The sequence below is a fragment of the Sulfitobacter sp. PM12 genome, from assembly GCF_045586035.1.
Classification (GTDB): Bacteria; Pseudomonadota; Alphaproteobacteria; order Rhodobacterales; family Rhodobacteraceae; genus Sulfitobacter; species Sulfitobacter pontiacus.
Genome location: NZ_CP151529.1, coordinates 242,141 through 265,070 on the forward strand (window position 1 = coordinate 242,141; position 22,930 = coordinate 265,070).

General features: G+C 58.6%; 21 protein-coding genes. 13 read left to right on the forward strand and 8 right to left on the reverse strand.

Features of this window, described 5'->3' with window-relative positions; all coding sequences use genetic code 11:
- The first annotated feature begins 183 nt into the window (after nucleotides 1–183).
- The 6 genes from AADW22_RS01130 (at nucleotide 184) to AADW22_RS01155 (ending at nucleotide 5,574) form a co-directional block, all read left to right on the forward strand.
- A complete protein-coding gene (locus tag AADW22_RS01130) occupies nucleotides 184–1,557 on the forward strand; it encodes an MFS transporter (RefSeq protein ID WP_132997581.1) in 1,374 nt (457 codons plus the stop codon).
- On the forward strand, nucleotides 1,554–2,489 hold the full coding sequence (gene mepA / locus AADW22_RS01135; protein WP_005850503.1) for a penicillin-insensitive murein endopeptidase: 936 nt from the start codon (nucleotides 1,554–1,556) through the stop codon (nucleotides 2,487–2,489). The genes AADW22_RS01130 and mepA overlap by 4 nt, the downstream gene beginning before the upstream one ends.
- A gap of 2 nt (nucleotides 2,490–2,491) precedes the next feature.
- Nucleotides 2,492–3,358, forward strand: a complete 867-nt coding sequence (locus AADW22_RS01140; protein WP_407474082.1) for an esterase-like activity of phytase family protein — start codon at nucleotides 2,492–2,494, stop codon at nucleotides 3,356–3,358.
- Between the two features lie 92 nt (nucleotides 3,359–3,450).
- Nucleotides 3,451–4,071 (forward strand): queuosine precursor transporter, encoded by a 621-nt coding sequence (locus tag AADW22_RS01145; RefSeq protein ID WP_037942876.1) that lies wholly within the window; start codon nucleotides 3,451–3,453, stop codon nucleotides 4,069–4,071.
- Between the two features lie 332 nt (nucleotides 4,072–4,403).
- Entirely contained in the window at nucleotides 4,404–4,826 is a 423-nt protein-coding gene (arfB, locus tag AADW22_RS01150) for an alternative ribosome rescue aminoacyl-tRNA hydrolase ArfB (protein WP_005850506.1), read from the forward strand.
- Between the two features lie 202 nt (nucleotides 4,827–5,028).
- Nucleotides 5,029–5,574 carry a hypothetical protein gene (locus AADW22_RS01155; RefSeq protein WP_037942593.1) on the forward strand — a complete coding sequence of 182 codons (546 nt, stop codon included), beginning with the start codon at nucleotides 5,029–5,031 and terminating at the stop codon, nucleotides 5,572–5,574.
- Between the two features lie 87 nt (nucleotides 5,575–5,661).
- Here AADW22_RS01155 and pncB read toward each other — a convergent pair whose 3' ends face one another.
- The gene (gene pncB, locus AADW22_RS01160; protein ID WP_407474083.1) at nucleotides 5,662–6,954 is read right to left on the reverse strand and encodes a nicotinate phosphoribosyltransferase; all 1,293 of its coding nucleotides are present in this window, start codon (nucleotides 6,952–6,954) and stop codon (nucleotides 5,662–5,664) included.
- A 125-nt stretch (nucleotides 6,955–7,079) separates the two neighbouring features.
- Here pncB and AADW22_RS01165 point away from each other — a divergent pair, with 125 nt between their 5' ends.
- The gene (locus tag AADW22_RS01165; protein ID WP_005850509.1) at nucleotides 7,080–7,739 is read left to right on the forward strand and encodes a MarC family protein; all 660 of its coding nucleotides are present in this window, start codon (nucleotides 7,080–7,082) and stop codon (nucleotides 7,737–7,739) included.
- On the opposite strand, the gene pncA is transcribed toward AADW22_RS01165, so the two are convergent.
- Nucleotides 7,726–8,322, reverse strand: coding sequence for a bifunctional nicotinamidase/pyrazinamidase (gene pncA, locus AADW22_RS01170; RefSeq protein ID WP_180829228.1), 597 nt, complete (start codon nucleotides 8,320–8,322; stop codon nucleotides 7,726–7,728). The genes AADW22_RS01165 and pncA overlap by 14 nt on opposite strands.
- Before the next feature lie 102 nt (nucleotides 8,323–8,424).
- On the opposite strand from pncA, the gene AADW22_RS01175 reads away from it, so the two are divergent.
- A complete protein-coding gene (locus tag AADW22_RS01175; protein ID WP_317937388.1) occupies nucleotides 8,425–9,324 on the forward strand; it encodes a rhodanese-related sulfurtransferase in 900 nt (299 codons plus the stop codon).
- Nucleotides 9,325–9,371: 47 nt separating this feature from the next.
- On the opposite strand, the gene AADW22_RS01180 is transcribed toward AADW22_RS01175, so the two are convergent.
- From AADW22_RS01180 to AADW22_RS01205, 6 genes are all read right to left on the reverse strand, one after another.
- On the reverse strand, nucleotides 9,372–10,691 hold the full coding sequence (locus tag AADW22_RS01180; protein ID WP_009825590.1) for a UDP-glucose/GDP-mannose dehydrogenase family protein: 1,320 nt from the start codon (nucleotides 10,689–10,691) through the stop codon (nucleotides 9,372–9,374).
- 60 nt (nucleotides 10,692–10,751) lie between these two features.
- Entirely contained in the window at nucleotides 10,752–12,080 is a 1,329-nt protein-coding gene (locus tag AADW22_RS01185; protein ID WP_407474084.1) for an NAD(P)/FAD-dependent oxidoreductase, read from the reverse strand.
- A 12-nt stretch (nucleotides 12,081–12,092) separates the two neighbouring features.
- On the reverse strand, nucleotides 12,093–12,914 hold the full coding sequence (locus tag AADW22_RS01190) for an ABC transporter permease (RefSeq protein ID WP_009825592.1): 822 nt from the start codon (nucleotides 12,912–12,914) through the stop codon (nucleotides 12,093–12,095).
- Nucleotides 12,911–13,786, reverse strand: coding sequence for an ABC transporter permease subunit (locus AADW22_RS01195; RefSeq protein WP_407474565.1), 876 nt, complete (start codon nucleotides 13,784–13,786; stop codon nucleotides 12,911–12,913). Before AADW22_RS01195 ends, AADW22_RS01190 begins: the two co-directional genes overlap by 4 nt.
- A 2-nt stretch (nucleotides 13,787–13,788) precedes the next feature.
- Nucleotides 13,789–14,916, reverse strand: coding sequence for an ABC transporter ATP-binding protein (locus tag AADW22_RS01200; protein WP_064217298.1), 1,128 nt, complete (start codon nucleotides 14,914–14,916; stop codon nucleotides 13,789–13,791).
- A 92-nt stretch (nucleotides 14,917–15,008) separates the two neighbouring features.
- Entirely contained in the window at nucleotides 15,009–16,094 is a 1,086-nt protein-coding gene (locus tag AADW22_RS01205; RefSeq protein WP_407474085.1) for a polyamine ABC transporter substrate-binding protein, read from the reverse strand.
- 146 nt (nucleotides 16,095–16,240) lie between these two features.
- Here AADW22_RS01205 and AADW22_RS01210 point away from each other — a divergent pair, with 146 nt between their 5' ends.
- The 5 genes from AADW22_RS01210 to AADW22_RS01230 all read left to right on the forward strand — a co-directional run bounded on the left by AADW22_RS01210 (nucleotide 16,241) and on the right by AADW22_RS01230 (nucleotide 22,929).
- Nucleotides 16,241–16,921, forward strand: a complete 681-nt coding sequence (locus tag AADW22_RS01210) for a GntR family transcriptional regulator (protein ID WP_348001291.1) — start codon at nucleotides 16,241–16,243, stop codon at nucleotides 16,919–16,921.
- Nucleotides 16,922–17,042: 121 nt separating this feature from the next.
- Entirely contained in the window at nucleotides 17,043–18,473 is a 1,431-nt protein-coding gene (locus AADW22_RS01215) for an aspartate aminotransferase family protein (RefSeq protein WP_037954007.1), read from the forward strand.
- Between the two features lie 360 nt (nucleotides 18,474–18,833).
- On the forward strand, nucleotides 18,834–19,934 hold the full coding sequence (locus AADW22_RS01220; protein ID WP_005850522.1) for an ABC transporter ATP-binding protein: 1,101 nt from the start codon (nucleotides 18,834–18,836) through the stop codon (nucleotides 19,932–19,934).
- 111 nt (nucleotides 19,935–20,045) lie between these two features.
- Nucleotides 20,046–21,161: an extracellular solute-binding protein gene (locus tag AADW22_RS01225; RefSeq protein ID WP_009825599.1), complete on the forward strand. Its 1,116-nt coding sequence runs from the start codon at nucleotides 20,046–20,048 to the stop codon at nucleotides 21,159–21,161.
- A gap of 100 nt (nucleotides 21,162–21,261) precedes the next feature.
- Nucleotides 21,262–22,929 carry an ABC transporter permease gene (locus tag AADW22_RS01230; protein WP_005850527.1) on the forward strand — a complete coding sequence of 556 codons (1,668 nt, stop codon included), beginning with the start codon at nucleotides 21,262–21,264 and terminating at the stop codon, nucleotides 22,927–22,929.
- Nucleotide 22,930 lies beyond the last annotated feature (1 nt).

Consider the following 22,930-nt stretch of genomic DNA (forward strand, 5'->3'; position numbering starts at 1 on the left):
AAAATTATCCAAAACATTCTTAACGTTGGCACCCTGTGTAGGCAAAAAGGATTTGAAAAGCGACCCTTTTGAGATGTCTTATGACATACTGATGGGCAGTTCACGCTAGCGTTGCGCCCAACACCGCTCTTGCGCCGCGTAGGGCTGCTGCACTACCGTCCCTCAAAACAGGAGAAAGCAGTCATGGCAGCCACGTCAGCGCGCAAGAAAATCTGGGGCTGGTACTTCTTTGACTGGGCCAGCCAACCCTATAACACGCTTCTTCTGACGTTTATTTTCGGCCCCTATTTCGCGCAAACAGCAACGGCAAATCTGGTGGATAGCGGCATGGCGCTGGATGCCGCCAAGGCGCAGGCACAGGCCTATTGGGGCTACGGGCTGACGGTTGCGGGGATCATGATCGCGATACTGGCCCCGACCCTTGGGGCGGTGGCTGATTCATCGGGTAAACGGATGCCGTGGATCTGGCTGTTTTCGGGGCTTTATGTGGTGGGATCAGCCGCGCTGTGGTGGACCGCGCCGCAAGATTTCTCGGTCCTGTGGGCGCTCTTCTTCTTTGGCATTGGCCTGATCGGGATGGAATTCGCGACAATTTTCACCAACTCCTATCTGCCAGAGCTGCATCCCGACCCGGGAGAGCGCGGGCGGCTGTCGGGGTCAGGCTGGGCCTTTGGCTATGTCGGCGGTGTTGTGGCGCTGATCGTGATGATCGCGTTGTTTCAGGCGGGCAGCAATGGGCGCACGATGGCGGGGCTGAGCCCGCTTTTGGGGCTGGACCCCGCGACCAAAGCCGATACGCGCATCGTCGGGCCGCTGACCGCGATCTGGTACGCGGTCTTCATGATCCCCTTCTTTCTGTATGTGCGCGATACGCCGGTGACCGGCGCGGCGCGGTACCGCGTGGGGCAAGGGCTTTCTGATCTTTGGGTCACGCTGAAGAACCTGCCGCGCCACCCGTCGCTGCTGGCCTATTTGGGGTCATCCATGTTTTACCGCGATGCGCTTAACGGAATGTACACATTCGGCGGGATATACGCGCTTGGCGTATTGAACTGGAGCATTATTGATATCGGCGTCTTCGGGATACTTGCCGCGATCTCAGGCGCGGTGTTCTGCTGGGTGGGCGGGCGTGTGGATCGTGCGATCGGGCCGATGCCTGTGATCGTAACATGCTGTCTGATCCTGATTGCAACGGCCGTGCTGATCATCTCGCTGACGCCCAACTCGATTATGGGCATCACGCTGGCCGAAGGATCCTCCGCGCCCGACATCGCCTTTTACATCGCTGGTGCGTTGATCGGGGCGGCGGGCGGGGCGCTACAGGCATCGTCGCGCAATATGCTGACCCGTCAGGGCAACCCCGACCGCATGACAGAGGCGTTTGGCCTTTACGCGCTGTCAGGCAAAGCGACCTCGTTTCTGGCCCCTGCCCTGATCGCCATCGCAAGCGACGTATCCGGCAGCCAACGGATCGGGATCGCCCCTGTCGTAGGGCTGTTCATCATCGGCCTGGTTCTGTTAGTCTGGGTGAAACCGAACGGAGATTTCGCGAAATGATCCTGACACGAATCCTCACATGTACCGCGCTGGCCCTCACGCTGGCGGCTTGCGGCGGGTCACCGTCCAAGCCGAATGCGGAAGCGTCCAAAATCCTGCCGACCATCGGGTCGTCGGGGGGCGCGCGCAGCAACATTCAGGCCAAGAAGCTTTTTGGCGCGAAAGCCGACGGGTCACGGCAGTCTTCCGCCGCTTACGGCAGCTATTCAAAGGGCTGTGTCGCGGGGGCACAACAACTGGCGGAAACGGGGCCGACCTGGCAAGCGATGCGCCTGTCGCGCAACCGCAACTGGGGCCACCCAGAGATGATCGATTACATCAAAACGCTCAGCGCGAAGGCCGCGCAGCAACCCGGATGGGAAGGGCTGTATGTCGGCGATATCAGCCAGCCCCGTGGCGGCCCGATGCTGACAGGGCACGCCAGCCACCAGATGGGTCTGGACGCCGATTTCTGGATGCTTCCGCCCAAGTCGCTGTCTCTCAGCCGGGCAGAGCGTGAAAGTATTTCCTCTATCTCCATGCGTCGGGCCAGCGGTGCCTATGTGAACAGCAGCTGGACCCCGCAGCACCATCAGGTGCTCAAGGCCGCGGCATCTGACCCCCGCGTGGCGCGCATCTTTGTTTTCCCCGGGGCCAAGGTGCAGATGTGTGCAGATGAAAAGGGCGACCGCAGCTGGCTGCGCAAAATCCGTCCTTGGTACGGGCACCACTATCATTTCCACGTTCGGCTAAGCTGCCCCAAAGGGGCGACCGGCTGCGTCAACCAGGATCCGCCCCCTGCGGGCGACGGCTGCGCCGATGCGCGTCAGTGGCAGGCGAATATCCTGAACCCGCCCCCCCCAAACCCCAATGCGCCCAAGCGCAAGCCAAAGCGCGAACTGCTGCTTGCTGACCTGCCAGCGCAATGCCAATCCGTGCTGGATTCGAACTAAGTTTGCTACAGATCCTTTTTGCCCTCGGCTTTGCCTCCGCTGCTTTTGCGGCGGGTGCAAATGGCCCTATCGCGCAGCATCAGCAGTTGACGTGGGAGCATGACGCCCCCTGGTTCGGTGGCCTGTCCGGTGTAGAAATGCGCGCGGATGGCAAACAACTGACCGCGATCAGTGACCGCGGGCGGATCATCGTGGCCGTCCTGTCGCGCGACGCGCTTGGCACGCTGACGGGGATGGAGATCATCCATTCCGTCGCGCTGCGCGATAAGAACGGCGCGGTGATGGACAAACCCGAGGCCGACGCCGAAGGTCTGGCGATTGCGCCGGATGGCAGCATCTTTATCAGCTACGAAGGCGATCATCGCATCGCGCGTACCAACCTTGCCGACGGCACCCCGTTGCTATTCATCGCCCCGCCCGAGGGCGCAGTGCTGCGCGACAACGCCGGATTTGAAGCTTTGGCCGTTGATGCAACGGGCGCGCTTTATGCCTTGCCCGAGGATAACCGTGGCGATCAGATCCCGCTGTACAAATACCAAGACGGCACGTGGCGCATCGCGGCCTACCTCGAAAATGACAGCCCCTTTGTCCCCGTGGGTGCGGATTTCGACGACGAAGGGCGGTTGTATCTGCTCGAGCGTACGGTCACCCCGCTGGGGTTTCGCACGCGCCTGCGGCGGATCGAACTCTCTGGGGATCAGGCCAGCGCGGTGACGCTGCTGCAAACCCTGCCCGCGCGATACGACAACCTAGAGGCGCTGACCGTTTGGCGCGACGCCATCGGGCGCACGCGGGTGATGATGATATCAGACGATAATTTCCTCTCCGTGCAGGAAACCCAGGTGATCGAGCTGACGATAACGCAATAGCTTGCGCGGGTGCCCCGCCTTCCCTACAACGCATGACGTCTGCGATCCCCGCAGGCCAAGTCGCCGCACCCTTGCAAAAAACGGTTTCAAATATGACTCGCACCTACCTTCCCGGCATTCTTGCCATGGCTGCCATCGTTGTGGCCTCCAACATTCTTGTTCAGTTCCTCTTTGGCCAATGGCTGACCTGGGGCGCGTTCACCTATCCGCTGGCGTTTCTGGTCACCGACGTGATGAACCGCGTCTACGGCAAGGATGCCGCGCGCCGTGTCGTGCTGGTAGGCTTTGTCGTCGGGCTGGTCTGTTCGCTGATCGGGACACAGATCATGGGCGAATTCGGGCCGCTGGTGACCCTACGCATCGCGATCGGGTCCGGTGTGGCATTCCTCGTGGCGCAATTGGTCGATGTTGCGATCTTCTCTGCGCTGCGCGATGGCACGTGGTGGCGTGCGCCTTTGGCTAGCACGCTGGTCAGCAGCACGCTTGATACGTTGCTATTTTTCTCGATCTCATTTTCCGGTGTCCTGTCGTTCCTGCATCCTGCAACCGATGTGTCCTGGGCGGCCGAAATGTTGCCATTGCTCGGCAGCGGCCCGCTCGCGCCGCTTTGGGTATCGCTGGCCGTTGCAGACTGGTCTGTGAAACTCGGGATTGCGCTGATTGCCCTGATCCCCTTCCGCATCATCACTGCACAACTTTTGACCCGCAGTTGATAGGCACCCTTTTGTGAACCGGGACGGCTGCAGAAAACGTTTTGCGTTTTCAGATTACTGTGCCAGTCTTCAAGTGAGTTCAACAAATGTAAAGGAGGTGATCCAGTGTCAAGAACGGTATTGGAGCGAGGTGTCGGAACAGCTTGGGAGGTATCCCGTTAGGGCAGCCCCTGACGGTTGAAACAACCCGGGTGGATCGCCGATCTAACCGATCCCACCTCCTTAAACCCTTCGATTGGGCCGCTCCGCACCGGGGCGGCCCTTTTCGTATCTGGGCGTTCCCCTTTCCCTTGGGTCTGCGCGATGCGATAGTCGCCATGAAGGAGAGTTTGATGCTGCGGATCACGGACGAGATTGCCATTCAGGACTGGGAGCTGACGGAAAGCTTCATGCGCGCCTCCGGGCCCGGCGGTCAGAATGTGAACAAGGTCTCAAGCGCCGTGGAACTGCGGTTCGAGGCCGCGACCTCCCCTTCTATTCCGACGCCGGTCAAAAACCGTCTGCGCAGACTGGCGGGCCGTCGTTGGACGACCGAGGGCGCGTTGGTGCTGCAATGCGACGAAACCCGAAGTCAGGTCCGCAACCGCGAGATTATCCGCGAGCGCCTGAAGGAACTGATCACCGCCGCGTTGAAGCCGCCCAAAAAGCGTATCCCGACACGCCCCACGCTCGGTTCGAAGAAACGCCGGCTGAAGGCGAAAAAGACGCGGGGCGAGGTGAAGGCGCTGCGCGGGCGGGTAGATCCGCCGGAATAGCCTGCCGCGGGGCCTGCCCTGCGCCCCCGTTCCATCACTTCTATCGCAGCACCGCTATCTCGCCGTTTTTTGCCGGTATGCGCCCCCTATCGGCAAATCGCCGCCAGAGCGCCGAATCCGCGCCGGAACGGATCGCCGCGGCCCGGTGTTCCCCTCGCAGACATACAAGCGATGTCTGGTAGTAAATCTAAGGAGAACTCAGATGAAACTTACGACCACAACACTGATCGCGACCCTGATGGCCACCGGCGTTTCCACCGCAGCGATGGCGCAAACCTCTGTTGATGGTGCCGTTGGCGGCGCAGCAGACGTAGGCTCGGGCATCAGCGCTGACGTTGGCGCATCCGGTTCACTATCCACCGATTCCACACTGAAACAAGCCAAGGGTGCCGTGACCGACACCGGCGACACGGCGCAGGAAAACTATGGTCAGTTGATCCAGGAATTGCGCGCCGGTGCCGAAACCGACACGCAGACCCAAGCAGAAATTGATGCGTTCGATGCCGACGCCAAGCTGGACGTCGTAACCGTGTCGGAGCTGAAAGCCTCCAAACAGGGGACCACAACCGCGCTGGACGACGCGCTGGACGCACAAGCCGAGGCCGTTGATGATATGCGCGCCTCTGTTGACGCCAATGCCGACCTGAGCGCAGAGCTGGAAGCCGAAGGCTTCACCTCGGAAGAGGTCGTGGCCGTGCGCGGTAACGGTATGGGCGGTCTGACCCTGATCGTCGACGACCGCGGCTAAGCGATTTGCAGTTATGCCCCGCACCCCACGCAGGCGGCATAAAGCAGAGGGGCCGGTGGGAAACCACTGGCCCCTTTTGCCGTCGGATCAGACGATAACTTTCTGAGCCGCTTGATCGCCGACGCCAAAGACACGTTTGTAACGGTCAATCTCTGACTGCGGGCCCATTGCTTTGTTAGGGTTATCCGACAGCTTCACCGTCGGGCTGCCGTTTGCCTTGACCGCTTTGCACACCAACGAAAACGGGGCGAGCGCGTCGTCAGGCACCAGCCCGCGGAAATCATTTGTCAGCAAGGTGCCCCACCCAAAGGAGGCTTTGACCTTGCCCGCGAACTGTTGATGCAATTCCTTGATCTTGGCGACATCCAGACCGTCGCTGAAAATAACCCGCTTTTCACTGGGGTCTTCACCGCGGGACTTCCACCAGTCGATCGCGGTCTGTGCCGCCACCGCCGGATCACCACTGTCGACGCGGATACCGGTCCAGCCCGCCAGCCAGTCGGGCGCGTTATCCAGAAAGCCTTTCGTGCCATAAGTATCAGGCAGAATGATACGCAGGTTGCCTTCGTGTTCATCGTGCCAGTCTTGCAGAACGTCATAGGGCGCTTGCGCAAGTGCGGCGTCGTCCTTGGCCAATGCGGCATAGACCATCGGCAGTTCATGCGCGTTGGTGCCGATCGCCTCTACCTCTCGGCTCATGGCGATTTTGCAGTTTGACGTGCCGGTAAAGGCGTCGCCCAAGCCTTCCTGCATGGCCTGCACACACCAATCCTGCCACAGGAACGAATGGCGGCGACGGGTGCCGAAATCGGCGATGGACAGATCAGGAGTTTCCCGCAGGGCTTCGATCTTTTCCCAGACACGGGTCATGCCGCGCGCATAGAGCACCTGCAGTTCGAACCGGCCCATACGGTCCAACACGGCGCGGCTGCGCAGCTCCATCAGGACGGCGAGGGCGGGGATCTCCCACAGCATGACTTCGGGCCACGACCCTTCGAATGTCAGCTCGTATTGGTCGCCCTTCCGCTCAAGATGATAGGGCGGCAGGCGCAGGCCCTCGAACCACTCCATGAAGTCGGGTCGGAACATCTGGCGCTTGCCGTAGAACGTATTCCCACGCAGCCAAGTGCTTTCCCCGCGGCTGAGTGACAGCGACCGGATGTGATCTAGCTGTTCGCGCAGCTCGCCTTCGTCAATGAGATCGGCCAGCGGGATATGTTTGGAACGGTTGATCAGGCTGAATGTGACCTGTGTTTCCGGCTTGTTGCGAAAAACCGACTGGCACATCAACAGCTTATAGAAATCCGTATCAATCAGGGACCGCACGATAGGGTCGATCTTCCACTTGTGGTTCCAGACGCGGCTTGCAATGTCGACCATGTTCAAAGCTCCCTTAGGCGGTGTGTTTGTGGCCCATCCATCTTGTACGGGCAAGGGAATTGCCGCTGACACAGTGCAAAACCTGTGGTAATCCACCGGCTTAACCCCCTAAGGAGCGCTGCTAGATGCTGGAATGGCCCAATCTCTTGCGAGAGTTGATTACCTTGTTTGTCGTGATCGACCCTATTGGCAGCCTTCCCGTCTTTCTTTTCGCGACAGCCAACGTCCCGCAACACCTGCACAAAAGCTTTGCGCTGCGGGCCGTACTGGTGGCCGGTCTGGTCTTGCTTGGGTTCCTCGTGGGCGGGCAATATCTGCTTGAGAACCTTGGGCTGCGGCTAGGGTCGTTTCAGGTCGCGGGCGGGATTATCCTGTTCCTCTTCGCGCTCAGCATGATTTTCGGCGACCCGAAACCGACACAGGAAATCGAGGCAGCAGAGCGGGATCATCTCGCCGGTGCGGTCTTTCCGCTCGCCATGCCGTCTATCGCCTCTCCGGGGGCGATGCTGGCGATTGTGATCCTGACGGACAACCACACCAACCAGATCTCGGACCAGCTGGTCACGGCGGGCCTGCTGGTGGTCGTGCTGCTGTTCACGCTTGTGCTTCTGTTGCTCGCAGGGCGGATCGGTCACCTGATGGGGACCACGGGCGCCAGCGTGATCAGCCGCGTCATGGGGATCATTCTGGCGACCGTCGCGGTGGATGCCACGCTTGGCGGGCTGGATGCGCTGGATATCCTCAACATCGCCCCCGTCGAAGACGCCCCGCTTAGCGCAGAGTAACCCCCGCCGTCGTCATCGCCTCGCGCGCGGCAGAAAGCGACCCGTCCAGGTCAATTGCACGACACAGGTCCAAACGGACCTCGACATCAAAGCCCAGCTTCGCCGCGTCCACGGCGGAAAAGTTAACGCAGAAATCAAGCGCCAGCCCTACCATCGTCAGCTTGGTTATGCCGCGTGTCCGCAAATACCCTTCAAGCCCGGTAGGCGTCTTCTGGTCATTTTCGAAGAAGGCAGAATAGCTGTCTATGGCGGGGTTGTACCCTTTGCGAATGATCATATCGGCACGGGTTTGATCCAGCCGCGGGTGGAACGCGGCCCCGTTGCTGCCTTGGACACAATGATCCGGCCACAGCACCTGCGCGCCATAGGGCATCTGCGTCACCTCGAACGGCACCATATCCGCATGGGACGACGCAAAGGAGGAATGCCCCGCCGGATGCCAGTCCTGCGTCAGAACCACCGCATCCGCCTGCCCCATCAGCGCGTTGATCCCGTCGACGATGGCGTCGCCGTCTGTCACCGCAAGGGCTCCGCCGGGGCAGAAATCATTTTGCACATCAATCACGATCAGGGCGTGGGTCATATCGGGTTCCTCATGGGCCAGCTTGTGCCAAGGGACATAGCACGGCGGGTGCGGCACGGCACCCCCTTGCCTGAACCGCCGCATGGGCGTATCTCAGCGCGCATGTATACCATTGCCGCCCTCTATCATTTCAGCCGTTTTGACGCGCCTGACGCCCTGCGCCCGCCGTTGATTGCGCTTTGTGCGCAACATGACGTCAAAGGCACGCTGCTTGTCGCCGCCGAAGGCATCAACGGCACCATCGCCGGCCCCCGTGCGGGGATCGACGCGGTCATCGCGCATATCCGTGCCCTGCCCGGCTGCACCGATCTTGAGTGGAAGGAAAGCACCGCCACGACGCCGCCCTTCGGCAAGATGAAGGTCCGCCTGAAGCGCGAGATCGTGACCATGGGTCAGCCCGATGTCGATCCGCTGGCCAAGGTCGGGCATTACGTCGATCCCGCCGACTGGAACGATCTGATCGGCCGCGACGATGTTGCCGTGATCGACACGCGCAATGACTATGAGGTCGCGATCGGCACATTCGACGGGGCCATCGACCCGGAAACCCAGAGCTTTGGCGAATTCCCCGCCTGGTGGGAGGCGAATAAGGACCGGTTCCACAACAAGAAAATCGCGATGTTCTGCACCGGCGGTATCCGGTGTGAGAAATCGACGAACTACCTGATCGGCCAAGGGGTGGAGGACGTGTTCCACCTTAAGGGGGGCATCCTCAAGTACCTTGAAGAGGTCCCCGAAGAGCAAAGCAGCTGGAAAGGCGATTGCTTTGTCTTTGATAACCGCGTCAGCGTTGGTCACGGGTTGAAAGAAGGGCCGCATATGCTGTGCCACGGCTGCCGTCGCCCGATCCTGCCCGAAGATACCGCAAAGCCCGGATACGAGGCCGGCGTTAGCTGCCCGCAGTGCGTCAATGAAACCTCTGACGCGGATAAGGCGCGGTTCCGTGAGCGCCAGCGGCAGATGACGCTAGCCAAAGCACGTGGCGAAACCCACCGCAGCTGATCACGCTGTCGGCCCGCCCTGTTCCAAGCGCGGGCCTGTGGTGCAGGTTAAGCCCCGAACCCTTCGCGCCCGATAGAGACATAGGCCGAGAAACCGGCGCGTTTGGCATCTTTGGGGCTATAGATATTCCGAAGATCTGCCATCGCAGGGGTCGCCATGCGCTTGGCCATCCGCTTGAGGTCCAGCGCGCGGAATTCATTCCACTCCGTCAGAATGACCAGCGCATCCGCATTTTGCGCGGCCTTATAGGCATCCTCCAGCCACGACACGCCCGGCAGCAAGGCTTCGCCCTCGCGTTTGCCCTGCGGATCAACCACACGCACCTTGGCCCCGTTGCCCACCAGCGATGGCACAATCGTCAAGCTGGGAGAGTCGCGCATATCGTCGGTGTTGGGCTTGAACGTTACCCCCAACACAGCGATGGTCTTGCCGTTTACCGACCCGCCACAGATGTCGACCACCTTGTCGATCATCCGGCGTTTGACCTCGTCGTTCACCTTGATCACGGTTTCGGTCAACTGCATAGGCACCGAATGATCCTGCCCCATCCGCGCCAAGGCCTGCGTGTCTTTCGGGAAGCAGCTACCGCCGTAGCCCGGGCCCGCGTGCAGGAACTTGGACCCGATCCGGTTATCCAGCCCCATGCCTTTCGACACCATTTTCACATCTGCGCCAGTGCGTTCACACAGGGCCGCGATTTCATTGATAAAGGTAATCTTGGTCGCCAAAAACGCGTTGGCGGCGTATTTGATCATCTCTGCGCTTTCCAGATCCGTCGACATGATCGAAAACTCGCGCAGCGAGAGCGGGCGGTAGATGTCCTTCATCACCTGTTCGGCGCGTTCATTCTGCGTTCCTACAACCACGCGGTCGGGGCGCATAAAGTCGTCAATCGCGGCCCCTTCACGCAGGAATTCCGGGTTCGAGGCAACGTCGAATTCGGCCTTGGGATTGGCTTTGGCGACGACCTGTTTAACCTGACGGTTGGTGCCCACGGGCACAGTCGATTTGGTGACGATCACCGCATACCCCGTCAGGACAGAGGCGATCTCTTCTGCGGCGGCCATGACATAGGTCAGATCCGCATGGCCATCCCCGCGGCGGGTCGGTGTCCCAACCGCGATAAACACGGCATCCGCACCATCCACTGCACTGGCAAGGTCACCGGTGAAAGACAGACGCCCCGCTGCAACGTTCTTGGCCATCAAGTCATCAAGTCCGGGTTCGTAGATCGGGACGATGCCCTTTTCCAACTTCTCGATTTTAGACGGGTCTTTGTCGACACAGACAACTTCATGTCCGAAATCCGAGAAACAAACACCCGAGACCAAACCGACATAGCCGGTGCCAATCATCGCAATCTTCATGAAACTTTATCCTAAATCAATTTGACAGTCAGCAAGCCAAGCCAGCCGGTGCACCCACATCTAGTGATCTGACAGCGCAAAACCAAGATAGGCAAATGGCATCAGAAGCCGACGCAAGCGCCCCAGTTCGAACTTTCGCAGCGGTTTTTGCATGACCTGAGGGTAGGGCCGGTCGATGGGTTTGCCCATCACCAGATCCGCGACCAGCCCGCCCGAATAGCTGCCCATTGCAACACCATTCCCATGATAACAAAGACTTGCATAGACAGCACCGGGGTCAGGGAGCTTGCCGACAAAGGGCATTTGCGCGCGCGACAGACATACCATACCTGACCATTGGTAGGGTGTCTCAACGTCTTTCCATGCCGGGAAAAACTTTTCGAAATCGCGGCGCACACGGGCAATGGCGCGCGCCTCTGCCGCTTTGCCCGTCACCAAACCGCCGCGCATGCCGAACAACATCCGGCGGTCCGGCATCAGCCTGAAATAATGTAGCAAATTGCGCGTATCTGCGGACATATAATCGCTCTTCCAACCTGCGGCATCAAGCTCTGGCTCGGTCAGGGGGCGGGTCACAAGGACCGTCGACTGCGTGGGCATATAGCGCGCAGACAGCCCCGGCACCAAATCTTCCGACGAATACCCGTTCGTGGCGACAATCACTTTTTGTGCACGCACCCTGCCGTTGGGCGTTCGAACGTCGTGACCCTGCGCCGCCTGCCGCACCTCAAGCGCAGGCGTATCATGGTAAATCACCGCACCCGCCTTTTCCGCCGCTGCAGCAAGGCCGGTCACGTATTTCCGCGGGTTCAGCGCAAAGCCCGCCGGAATATGCAGCGCACCGTGGAACGGCCCCGAAAGCCCATGCGCCGTGAAATCCGCGGGATCAATAAGCCGCGCCTCCAGCCCGTAGTTTTCTCGCACCTCGCGGGCGCGCGTGCGAAAATCGTCCATATCCTTGGGCCGATGCGCCAGCTCGATCTCCCCGTCAGAGTAGCGGTCAACGTCGATCCCATGCCGCGTGATCAACGCGTCAACAAAGTTGATCGCCGCCAGCTCAGCCGCGCGAAAGCGCAACCGATCCTCGCGCCCTGAAAGCTTGTCCAGCGCGGCATCGCTGAGCCGCCCGCCCCCAAGGCAGCAAAAGCCCCCGTTGCGGCCCGACGCGCCCCAGCCGACGTATCGGTTTTCCAGCACGACCGCAGAATATCTAGCCTCCGCAAGGCGCAACGCGGCAGAGAGCCCGGTAAAGCCGCCCCCTACAATCGCCACGTCACAGGATACGTCACCTTCCAACGCAGACCTGTCGGTAGCGGCGCAGGTTTGATCCCACCAACAATTTTCCCTAGGCGCATCTGTATAGGCGAAATCGTTAAATATTCGTTTCATGCCGCCGCTCTTTCATGCCACGGCGCGTTCCGCCGCCTGCACATCGCGTTGCGCCTTGATCGCCTTGCGCTTCGATATCAGTGACGCCGTGATAACCCCGAAAGTCACGATACCGATCATGATGGTGGATAATGCGTTAATCTCGGGCGAGACGCCAAGACGCACCGCGCTCCAGATCTTGATCGGCAGGGTTGTGGAGGACGGGCCCGTGGTAAACGAAGCGATAACAAGGTCGTCCAGCGAGAGCGTGAACGCCAACAGCCACCCCGAGATGACAGCCGGCGCAATGATCGGCAAAGTCACCAAACGGAAGGCGTCGAAAGGCGAACACCCAAGGTCCAGCGCCGCTTCCTCCAGCGACCGATCAAAAGTCACCAGCCGCGATGACACGACCACTGAGACATAGCACATCGAAAAGGTCGTGTGTGCCAGCACGATGGTCAGCGTCCCCCGGTCCAGCCCGATCCCGATAAACAGAAGCAACAGCGACAGGCCGGTAATCACCTCCGGCATGACCAGCGGCGCGTAGATCATACCCGAGAAGAGCGTACGCCCAGCAAACCGCCCCCCGCGCACAAGAATGTATGCCGCCATCGTCCCCAACACCGTTGCCAGCGTAGAGGATGCCACCGCGACCTTCAGCGTTACCATAGCAGCATTCAGAAATGCCTCATTCTGAAGCAGCTCGCCATACCATTTGGTCGAGAAGCCGGCCCACACTGTCACCAGTTTCGAACTGTTAAAACTGTAGATGACCAGCAGGATCATCGGCAGATAAAGAAAAGCGAACCCGAGGGTGAGCGACGTAATATTGAACCAGCTTGCGCGTCTCATGACTCCACCTCGGCCTGACGTTGCTGGTTGCGTTGGAACAGAACGATTGGAACGATCAGTATCAGCAGCAGGATCACCGCCACCGCGCTCGCGACGGGCCAGTCGCGGTTGTTAAAGAACTCCTCGAACAAGACCTTGCCGATCATCAACGTCCCTGAACCCCCCAACAAAGACGGGATAACGAATTCGCCCAGCGCGGGGATAAAGACCAGGAAACACCCTGCAATGATCCCGTTGCGAGACAAAGGTATCGTGACCAGCCAGAATGCCTTTAACCGTGAACATCCCAGATCTTCGGCGGCCTCGATCAAGGATTCGTCCAACCGATCCAGCGCGGCATAGATCGGTAGAATCATGAATGGCAGATAAGTGTAAACAATTCCTATATAGACCGCGGTCGTCGTGTTCATGATCGTCAAAGGCGTATCGATGATGCCCAACCACAGCAGGAATTGATTCAAAAGCCCCTCATTACTCAGAATACCGACCCATGCGTAAACGCGGATCAGGAAGCTGGTCCAAAAGGGCAAGATCACCAGCATCATGAGGGTTGGACGCCATTCCTCGGGCGCGCGGGCCATGCCGTAGGCGATGGGGTAGCCCACCAAAACCGCTAAAACTGTAGATATTAACGCAATCTTCAAACTGCTTAGGTAAGCCTTCCAGTAGAGATCGTCCGACGCAAGAAAGGTAAAGTTTTCCAGATCGAATGCCGCGAACATCGCCCAGATCCCGTCCTTTGCCGTCGGGGAGTATGGAGGAATCGACAAAGCCAGATCAGAGAGAGAAATTTTAAAAACAATGATGAAAGGAATGAGAAACAGCGCGAGCAACCAGGCATAGGGCACCGCGATAAGGAAAAAGCGACGCATATTCATCGCTCCAACAGGACGCCGGCGGTGGCGCTCCATGAAATCCAGACCTTATCCTCCCACGTGATCGTGCGGCGCGACAGCCGACGCGTGTTTGCGGTCTGCGCCTTGATCACTTGACCACCGGCCAGCTGGACATGGTAGGTGCTGAGATTGCCAAGATATGCGATGTCCAGAACGGTGCCCTGAACTGCGTTCTTCATTTCTGTCGGCTTCTCGGTAGAAATGGCGATCTTCTCCGGTCGGATCGCAAGATGAGCTTCCTGCCCATCGCTAAAGGGGCGTTCTGATGCCGCAAGCAAGGGGGCCTCATTCGCGACCCAATCAAGGTGGTACATATTCTCGCCTGCGGGCTTCACCGTGCCAGAGATAATGTTCACGTCACCGATGAAGTCTGCGACGTAGACGGAATTAGGTGCTTCGTAGATACCTCCTGGCGTCGCGACCTGGATGATCTGCCCCTCGTCCATCACAGCCACGCGGCTTGCGACGGTCATCGCTTCCTCTTGGTCGTGGGTAACGATCACAAAGGTGGTCCCCGTGCTTTCCTGGATATCCATCAGTTCAAACTGGGTGTCCTGACGCAGCTTTTTGTCCAGCGCGCCAAGCGGTTCGTCCAGTAGCAAAAGCTTCGGCGCTTTGGCGAGGGACCGCGCAAGCGCGACCCGTTGACGTTGCCCCCCCGAGATTTGGTGGGGTTTGCGTTTGGCAAATTTGGTAAGGCGCGTCAGTTTGAGCATCTCTTCAACGCGTGCGGCGATATCTGCCTTGGACATATCCCCTCGTTTCAACCCAAAGGCGATATTCTCCCAGACAGACAGATGTGGGAACAGGGCATAGGACTGGAACATCATGTTAACCGCCCGCTTGTTCGGCGGGATGCCCGCGATATTCTTACCCGCCAATTCGATCTTGCCCGCGCTTGGGTTTTCAAACCCGGCAAGCATGCGCATCATCGTTGTTTTACCGCAGCCCGAAGGCCCCAGCAGTGCAAAGAACTCGCTTTCATAAATACTCAAAGACAGATCATCGATCGCAACGAAATCGCCAAAACGCTTTGTCACATTCTCGAAGCGGATAAGCGGCTTTTCGTTCGGGTCATCCCACGGGGCGAAAACGGGTTGGCTCACTTTGATCTATCCTTTGCACAGCGTTTACCCCTCCGGGTGGAAGGGTCCGGTAGATCGGGTCAAAACCGGTAAGGCTTTGACCCGATGCGATTTTAGATACCAGATTTGATCTTCGTCCACATACGCGTGATGACACGCTGTACCTTGGGTGAATATGAAGAAATGGTATACAGGTTTTCCAGCGTGGCTTCGTCTGGGTAAATCGCTGTGTCCCCGATCACGTCTTCGGCAAGGAACTCTTGGCTCGCCTTGTTGCCGTTCGCATAGTAAACGTAGTTCGACGCGGCGGCCATATTCTCTGGTTTCATCATGAAATTCAAGAACTTATGCGCCCCATCCGGGTTTGGCGCATCCGCTGGAATAGCCATATTGTCGAACCACATCAGCGCCCCTTCCTTTGGCGCGTAGTAGGCGATTTCGACACCGTTATCCGCCTCGGCGGCGCGGTCACGCGATTGCAGGATGTCACCCGACCAACCGAAGGCAACGCAGATATCACCGTTGGCCAGTGCGTTAATATACTCCGAGCTGTGGAATTTTTGAACGTGGGGGGCAACCGCCGTCAGAACAGGCTCTGCCTTCGCGATCACGTCGGGGTCCTGGGATTGAGGATCTTCGCCCAGAAACTTCAGCGCCGCGGGGATCATTTCTGTCGGAGCGTCAAGGAAATGCACGCCACATTCGGCCAGCTTTTCCATATTCTCGGGCTTGAATACGAGGTCAAGCGAATCAACAGGGGCATCTTCGCCCAGCACTTCCTTAACCTTGGTCATGTTCACGCCAAGCCCGGTGGTGCCCCACATATAGTTAACGGCATATTCGTTACCGGGGTCGTATTTCGATACGCGGTCCTCGATCACATCCCACATGTTGGTGATGTTCGGCAGCTTGTCTTTGTCGAGCTTCTGGAAAACCCCCGCCGTGATCTGGCGTTCAAGGAAGGTACCGGTCGGGACAACCACGTCATAGCCGGACCCGCCTGCAAGCATCTTGGTTTCAAGCACTTCGTTACTGTCAAAAACGTCATAGATCAGATCAATGCCGGTTTCTTTTTCAAATTTCTGCAACAGGTCTTCGTCGATGTAGTCGGACCAGTTATAGACCCGCACCTCTTCACCCAAGGCGCTGGTGGCGATCAATGCCGTTGCTGCGATTGAACTGAGCAAGCTATATTTCATTGTCATCTCCCGTTGTGTAGGCTCAGTTGATCCGAACCTTTCGTCAATTTGATCAAGTTTTGCGTCATGCGACAAGATCATTTATAATTTTACGCAGGTGCATGCCGTGGTTCAAAATGTGGTTGAGTACAATTTAGGCAAATTTGATGAACGTAAACTCCGCTGACCTTGCGTCGCAAAAGCCTTTGGAAAGCCCGGCCAAGGTGCCGGCCCATCAGCATGTCTATGAACGCGTGCGCAAGCTGATCCTGTTCGGCGATCTTGCCCCCGGTCAGGCGGTCACCATTCAAGGCCTTGCAGAAACCCTTGATGCGGGCATGACCCCGGTGCGCGAAGCGCTGCGCCGTTTGATCGCCGAAGGCGCGCTGGTGCATCAGGGCAATCGCCGCGTATCGGTCCCTGTGCTGGGCCTCGAAGGGGTTAACGAGCTGGAATTCATGCGAAAAACCCTTGAAGCAGAGCTTGCTCAACGTGCCACAAGCCGCATGTCAGAGACTGTTTTAAGCGAACTTACACAGGTGGACGACGCGCTGAACCACGCGATTGATCGTGGGGATATCGGCGAATACCTGACCCAGAACTACCGCTTTCACACCATCGTCAACACCTGTGCCGAGGCCCCTATTCTGGCCGCGACCGTCGACCGTTTATGGCTGATGTTCGGCCCGTCGCTGCGCGTGGTCTGCGGTCGGTTTGGCACGTCGAACCTGCCAGATAAACATGCCGACTTGCTGGCGGCTTTTCGCGAAGGCGATGCGGCAAAGGCTGCGCAGGCCATGGCAGAGGATGTTTCTCAGGGCATGGTCCAGATTCGCGCCTCTCTTTGATTAAAATCTGATCGGCTGATAGCCGTTTATCGTCACCACAGCAGAGCGATTCGATTGACTCTGCATAATTTGATCATATTCTGAGCCCAATCTTCCCTCCCCATTCCCAGAGGTGTTCTTTATGGCCCATATTACCAACCACATGCCCACCGCCGAGCTGCAAGCACTTGACGCCGCGCATCACATGCACCCGTTCACCACCAATGACGAACTTGCCGAGAAGGGCGCGCGGATTATCACCCGTGCCAAGGGCGTCTACCTGACCGACAGCGAGGGGAACGAGATCCTTGACGGGATGGCGGGTCTTTGGTGCGTCAACATCGGTTATGGCCGTCAGGAAATGGCCGACGTCGCCGCGCGCCAGATGCTCGAGCTGAACTACTACAACACTTTCTTCATGACCTCGCACGTGCCCGCCATCGCCCTTGCAAAAGAGATCGCGTCACTGGCCCCCGGCGATCTGAACCATGTGTTCTTTGCCGGGTCGGGGTCCGAAGCGAATGACACCAACATCCGGATGGTGCGCACCTATTGGGCCATGAAAGGGAAGCCAGAGAAATCCCACATCATCAGCCGCAAGAATGCCTATCACGGGTCGTCGATGGGGTCCGGCTCTCTTGGTGGCATGAGCTATATGCACGAACAGGGCGGCATGCCGATCCCCGGTATTCACCACATCAACCAGCCCGACTGGTGGGTGGAAGGCGGCGACCTCACGCCCGAGGCCTTCGGCCTTGCCCGCGCGCAAGAGCTTGAGGCCAAGATTCTTGAGCTTGGGGCAGATAATGTCGCGGCGTTCATCGGTGAACCCATTCAGGGCGCGGGCGGGGTTATCGTGCCGCCAAGCACCTACTGGCCCGAAATCCAGCGTATTTGTGACAAGTACAATGTATTGATCATCGCGGACGAGGTGATCTGTGGTTTTGGCCGCACAGGCAGCTGGTTCGGCTCCGAGACGATGGGGATCAAGCCGCATATCATGACCATCGCCAAGGGCCTAAGCTCTGGCTACCAGCCGATTGGCGGGTCCATCGTTTGTGACGAGATCGCGCAGACCATCGGGTCTGGGGAGTTCAATCACGGCTATACCTATTCGGGGCACCCCGTCTGCTCGGCTGTGGCACTGGAAAACCTGCGGATTATGCAGGACGAAAACATTCTGGATCACGTGAACAATGTTGCCGCCCCCGCCCTGAAGGAAGGGCTGGCCAAACTGGCAGAGCATCCTTTGGTCGGCACCGTCAACGTCGCGGGTCTTATGGCGTCGCTGCCGCTGTCCCCGCGCAAGGAAACGCGGTCAAAGTTCGCAGGCGATGCAGGAACCGTCGGTTATATGTGTCGTGAACGCTGCTTTGCGAATAATCTGGTGATGCGCCACGTCGGCGACCGGATGATCATCTCGCCACCGCTGGTGATCACCCCCGAAGAGATCAAAGTATTCATGACGCGCGCCACCAAAGCGCTGGATGAAACCTATACCGCGGTCAAAGAAGGCGGCCTGCTCAAGGCAGCCGAAGACCACGCGCAAGACGCTGAATCGCCGCTCGGCTAAGGCGTGACATACATTCGGGACGAGGCGCAAAGGTCGCCCGTCCCGCCGCTGGAAGCCCTGCAAGGACTTGTCTGTTTGCGACATCGGCAGAGGCTGACCAGCGCTCAAAATCGCCGGGTTCGGGGCGAGCCGCTGAGGCTTAACCTATGGCAGATATTAACGAATTCCCCTTATTTCAAGCAGGCTGCACAGTAATTCCGCAGGCAAAATAACTGTTTCTTGTCAAATAACCGTCGATCTTCCCGCAATTGACGCTTTCTGCCCAAAAGTGTCGTTAATTGGTTGCAAAGCGGAAACCAGCCAGTTTTAACTTCCTGTCAACAAGGGCGCTTGAACGTCACAATAAACGGGGAGCCAGCTTTGGCAGATACTTCAGCAACGAATGCGTTCGTAGAATTTGAACGCGTGCAGAAAAGCTATGACGGCGAAAATCTCGTCGTAAAAGACCTCAACCTGTCGATGCCGAAAGGCGAGTTTCTGACAATGCTCGGGCCATCGGGGTCCGGCAAGACCACCTGCCTGATGATGCTGGCGGGTTTCGAAACGGCCACGCATGGCGACATCCGGCTTGATGGTAAATCGATCAACAACATCCCGCCGCACAAACGCGGCATTGGCATGGTGTTCCAGAACTACGCGCTTTTCCCGCATATGACCGTTGCCGAAAACCTCGCCTTCCCGCTCGAGGTGCGCAAGATCGGCAAGTCCGAGCGTGAAGAGAAAGTAAAGATCGCGCTGGACCGTGTTCAGATGGGCGACTTCGGCGGCCGCCGTCCGGCACAGCTTTCCGGCGGTCAGCAGCAACGTGTTGCCTTGGCCCGTGCTTTGGTCTTCGAACCTGAACTGGTGTTGATGGACGAACCGCTGGGGGCGTTGGACAAACAGCTGCGCGAAACATTGCAGTTTGAAATCACGCATCTGGCGCATGAACTGGGCATCACCGTGGTCTACGTGACCCACGACCAGACCGAAGCGCTGACGATGTCCGACCGCGTGGCCGTGTTTGAAAACGGGCGCATCCAACAGTTGGCCCCGCCCGATCTGCTGTATGAAGAGCCCGAAAACAGCTTTGTTGCGCAGTTCATCGGCGAGAATAACACTCTTGAAGGCGTTGTGACCGAGATCAAGGGCGGCACTTGCCTTGTGCAGCTGGACGGCGGCGGCCTGATCGAGGCAAAGCCGATCAACGTGACCCGCGCCGGCGAACGCACCCGCGTATCGATCCGCCCCGAACGCGTCGAATTCAACAAGGACCGGATGCAGGAAGGGGCACATACCCTGAAAGCCGAAGTGCTTGAATTCGTCTATATGGGCGACATCTTCCGCACCCGCCTGCGGGTTGCCGGGACCGACAACTTTATCATCAAGACACGAAACGCACCCGATCAGGTACGTTTGAAGCCAGGCCAGCAGATCGAGATTGGCTGGTTGGCAGAGGATTGCCGCGCCCTCGACGCATAAGCGTCAGGACGCGGCCGGCCGTCCAACGTTCGACGGCGTCGCACGAGGCTGTGGTTAAGCCCGATATCACACCCTCAAGACCCTAACGGGCATATAATGGGAGACTATCTAATGAAGTTTACGACAACGCTACTCGCATCCTCCGCGATCATTGGCGCTGGCACATTGGCATTCGCCGATGCGCATGCGGACATGGCCAAAGAGATGACGCTTGTTTCCTGGGGTGGCGCTTACCAAGCCAGCCAAGACAAAGCGTATCTGCAGCCCTATCTGGAAATGCACCCTGAACTCTCTGCTGTTTGGGATGAAAGCTCCAACGAAGCCGTGGCAAAACTGCGCGCGATGAACGAAGCCGGCAACGTGACCTGGGATCTGGTCGACGTGGTTGCCGCTGACGCCATCCGCCTGTGCGACGAAGGTCTGGCGATGGAAATCGACGCGGACGAAATGCTGGCAGAAGCCCCCGACGGGACATCCGCTGAAGACGACTTTGGCGACCTGCTGGTCAGCGACTGCTTTATCCCGCAAATCGTGTATTCGACCACATTCGGGTATCGCACAGACATGGTTGGCGACACGCCTCCAACCAAAATCTGCGACGTCTTCGACACCGAAGCCTACCCAGGCAAGCGCGCGCTTGAAAAGCGCCCCATCAACAACATGGAATGGGCGCTGCTCTGTGACGGCGTTGCAAAGGACGAAGTCTATGACGTTCTGGCAACTCCAGAAGGTCAGGAACAGGCTCTGGCCAAGCTCGACACCATCAAGGACGACGTGATCTGGTGGTCCGCCGGTGCCGACACGCCACAGCTGCTGGCCGATGGTGAAGTCGTCATGGGTTCCACCTACAACGGCCGTCTGTTCAGCGTTATCGAAGAGCAAGACCAGCCCGTTGCAATGCTGTGGGACGCACAGGTGTTCGACCTTGACGGTTGGATCATCCCAGCAGGTCTGCCTGACGACCGTCTGGCGCGCGTCAAAGACTTCGTGAAATTCGCGACAGACACCCAGCGTCTGGCGGATCAATCGCAGTACATCAGCTACGGCCCTGCCCGTTTGTCCTCCGCTCCTATGGTTGGCAAGCACGCAGAACTGGGAATCGACATGGCACCACACATGCCAACCGACCCGGCCAACGCAAAGAACACGTTCCTCTACAACTACGAGTTCTGGGCTGACTACCGCGACGACATCGACGCGAAGTTCCAGGCATGGTTGGCGCAATAATCGCCTGAACCATTCGGAGGAGGCCGCTTTGGCCTCCTCCACCCCTTATTTGTTTTTCCATTTTCCCGACCTTCCAGCGACCTAACCCCATGGGGCCGATATGAGCGATACCGCCGACGCGACGAACGACACACCTGAACAGACCGGCCCGATGCTGGCCGCGGACGGCACACCGCTGAAACGCAGCCTGAACCGTGCGCTCCGTCGTCAGAAGCTCAGCGCGCTTTTGCTGATCGCCCCTCTGCTGATCTTTATCCTGATCACCTTTATCGCGCCGATCGCCGATATGCTGTTCCGCTCTGTCGAGAACCAGATCGTCAGCGACACGCTGCCCCGTACCACGCAAACCCTTTCCGACTGGGACAGCGAAAGCGGTGAAACCCCCGGTGCCCCCGTCTACAAGGCGCTCTACGAAGACCTGTTCATCGCACAGGAACGCAAATTGCACACCCGTCTGGGCTCAAGGCTCAACTACGAGCTGACCGGTGCATCGTCCCTGTTCCGCAAATCCGGCCGCGGCGTGGATGACATTGGTGAAGTGTTTCAGGACCAGTTCGAGGATCTGAACGACTTCTGGAAGAAGGGCGAAAACTGGAACGCTCTGCTTGGCTCCGACGCATGGCTGGCAGAGATTTCCGACTGGAAAAAATCCTCCGGCGACGACCAACCCGCGTTTGAAATGCGCGAAGGCATGGCAGAGCTTCTGCCCGAGACCGCCGAATACTACGAAATTTTCGCCGACTTCGTTCAGAACGACGACGAAGACAACCTCTACAAGGAAGACCCATGGGCGCTGATCTACTCGGCCCTTTATGACGACCTGACAGGCCCCACGGCATCGCAAATCGCCAGCTATTCAGGCCCGGCATCAGCCGAACTGACCGAGGCTGCCGCAGCCGCCCCTACATTCGACGCAGTCGATTACAAAACAGCCTTCACCGAGATTGACGACGATTGGGGCAAAACCCCGATCTGGAGCACCATCCGCGCCTACAGTCCCGCGCTGACCAACGGCTATTTCCTGAATGCCGTCGACATGCAGAAAACGGCTGACGGTCCCGAATTCCGCCCCGACAACGAACGCATCTACGGCACGCTGTTCCTACGCACGCTGTTCATGTCGGTCTGCATCACCCTCAGCTGTATCCTGCTGGGCTATCCGGTGGCGTGGATCCTCGCCAATCTGCCCGCGCGTACCGCGAACCTGCTGATGATCCTCGTGCTGTTGCCCTTCTGGACCTCGCTTCTGGTGCGGACATCGGCGTGGAAGGTCATGCTGCAACAACAGGGTGTGATCAACGATACACTGGTGTGGCTGGGCCTGGTGGCCGATGACAGCCGTCTTGCGCTGATCAACAACCAAACCGGCACGATCATCGCGATGACGCACATCCTGCTGCCCTTCATGATCCTGCCGCTCTATTCCGTGATGCAAACAGTACCGCCCAGCTATCTACGTGCGGCAAAGTCGCTGGGGGCCACGAACTGGACAGCCTTCTGGCGCGTGTATTTCCCACAATCGGTGCCCGGCATCGGCGCGGGGTCGATCCTCGTGTTCATCCTATCGATCGGCTATTACATCACGCCGGAAATCGTCGGCGGCACCACGGGGACATTCATCTCCAACCGGATTGCCTATCACATCTCCAGCTCGCTCAACTGGGGCCTCGCGGCCGCGCTCGGGGCGATCCTGCTGGCCGTGGTGCTTGGGCTTTACTGGGCCTACGACAAGATCGTCGGCATCGACAACGTGAAACTGGGAGGCTGAT

Bases quoted from the DNA above. Each gene is read 5' to 3' on its own strand.
- AADW22_RS01130 (WP_132997581.1), top strand. From the start codon at position 184: ATGGCAGCCACGTCAGCGCGCAAGAAAATCTGGGGCTGGTACTTCTTT.
- pncA (WP_180829228.1), bottom strand. From the start codon at position 8,322: ATGACCCACGCCCTGATCGTGATTGATGTGCAAAATGATTTCTGCCCC.
- AADW22_RS01205 (WP_407474085.1), bottom strand. From the start codon at position 16,094: ATGAAATATAGCTTGCTCAGTTCAATCGCAGCAACGGCATTGATCGCC.
- AADW22_RS01165 (WP_005850509.1), top strand. From the start codon at position 7,080: ATGCTGGAATGGCCCAATCTCTTGCGAGAGTTGATTACCTTGTTTGTC.
- AADW22_RS01180 (WP_009825590.1), bottom strand. From the start codon at position 10,691: ATGAAGATTGCGATGATTGGCACCGGCTATGTCGGTTTGGTCTCGGGT.
- arfB (WP_005850506.1), top strand. From the start codon at position 4,404: ATGCTGCGGATCACGGACGAGATTGCCATTCAGGACTGGGAGCTGACG.
- AADW22_RS01230 (WP_005850527.1), top strand. From the start codon at position 21,262: ATGAGCGATACCGCCGACGCGACGAACGACACACCTGAACAGACCGGC.
- AADW22_RS01210 (WP_348001291.1), top strand. From the start codon at position 16,241: ATGAACGTAAACTCCGCTGACCTTGCGTCGCAAAAGCCTTTGGAAAGC.
- AADW22_RS01175 (WP_317937388.1), top strand. From the start codon at position 8,425: ATGTATACCATTGCCGCCCTCTATCATTTCAGCCGTTTTGACGCGCCT.
- AADW22_RS01195 (WP_407474565.1), bottom strand. From the start codon at position 13,786: ATGCGTCGCTTTTTCCTTATCGCGGTGCCCTATGCCTGGTTGCTCGCG.
- AADW22_RS01145 (WP_037942876.1), top strand. From the start codon at position 3,451: ATGACTCGCACCTACCTTCCCGGCATTCTTGCCATGGCTGCCATCGTT.
- AADW22_RS01215 (WP_037954007.1), top strand. From the start codon at position 17,043: ATGGCCCATATTACCAACCACATGCCCACCGCCGAGCTGCAAGCACTT.
- AADW22_RS01155 (WP_037942593.1), top strand. From the start codon at position 5,029: ATGAAACTTACGACCACAACACTGATCGCGACCCTGATGGCCACCGGC.
- pncB (WP_407474083.1), bottom strand. From the start codon at position 6,954: ATGGTCGACATTGCAAGCCGCGTCTGGAACCACAAGTGGAAGATCGAC.
- mepA (WP_005850503.1), top strand. From the start codon at position 1,554: ATGATCCTGACACGAATCCTCACATGTACCGCGCTGGCCCTCACGCTG.
- AADW22_RS01225 (WP_009825599.1), top strand. From the start codon at position 20,046: ATGAAGTTTACGACAACGCTACTCGCATCCTCCGCGATCATTGGCGCT.
- AADW22_RS01185 (WP_407474084.1), bottom strand. From the start codon at position 12,080: ATGAAACGAATATTTAACGATTTCGCCTATACAGATGCGCCTAGGGAA.
- AADW22_RS01190 (WP_009825592.1), bottom strand. From the start codon at position 12,914: ATGAGACGCGCAAGCTGGTTCAATATTACGTCGCTCACCCTCGGGTTC.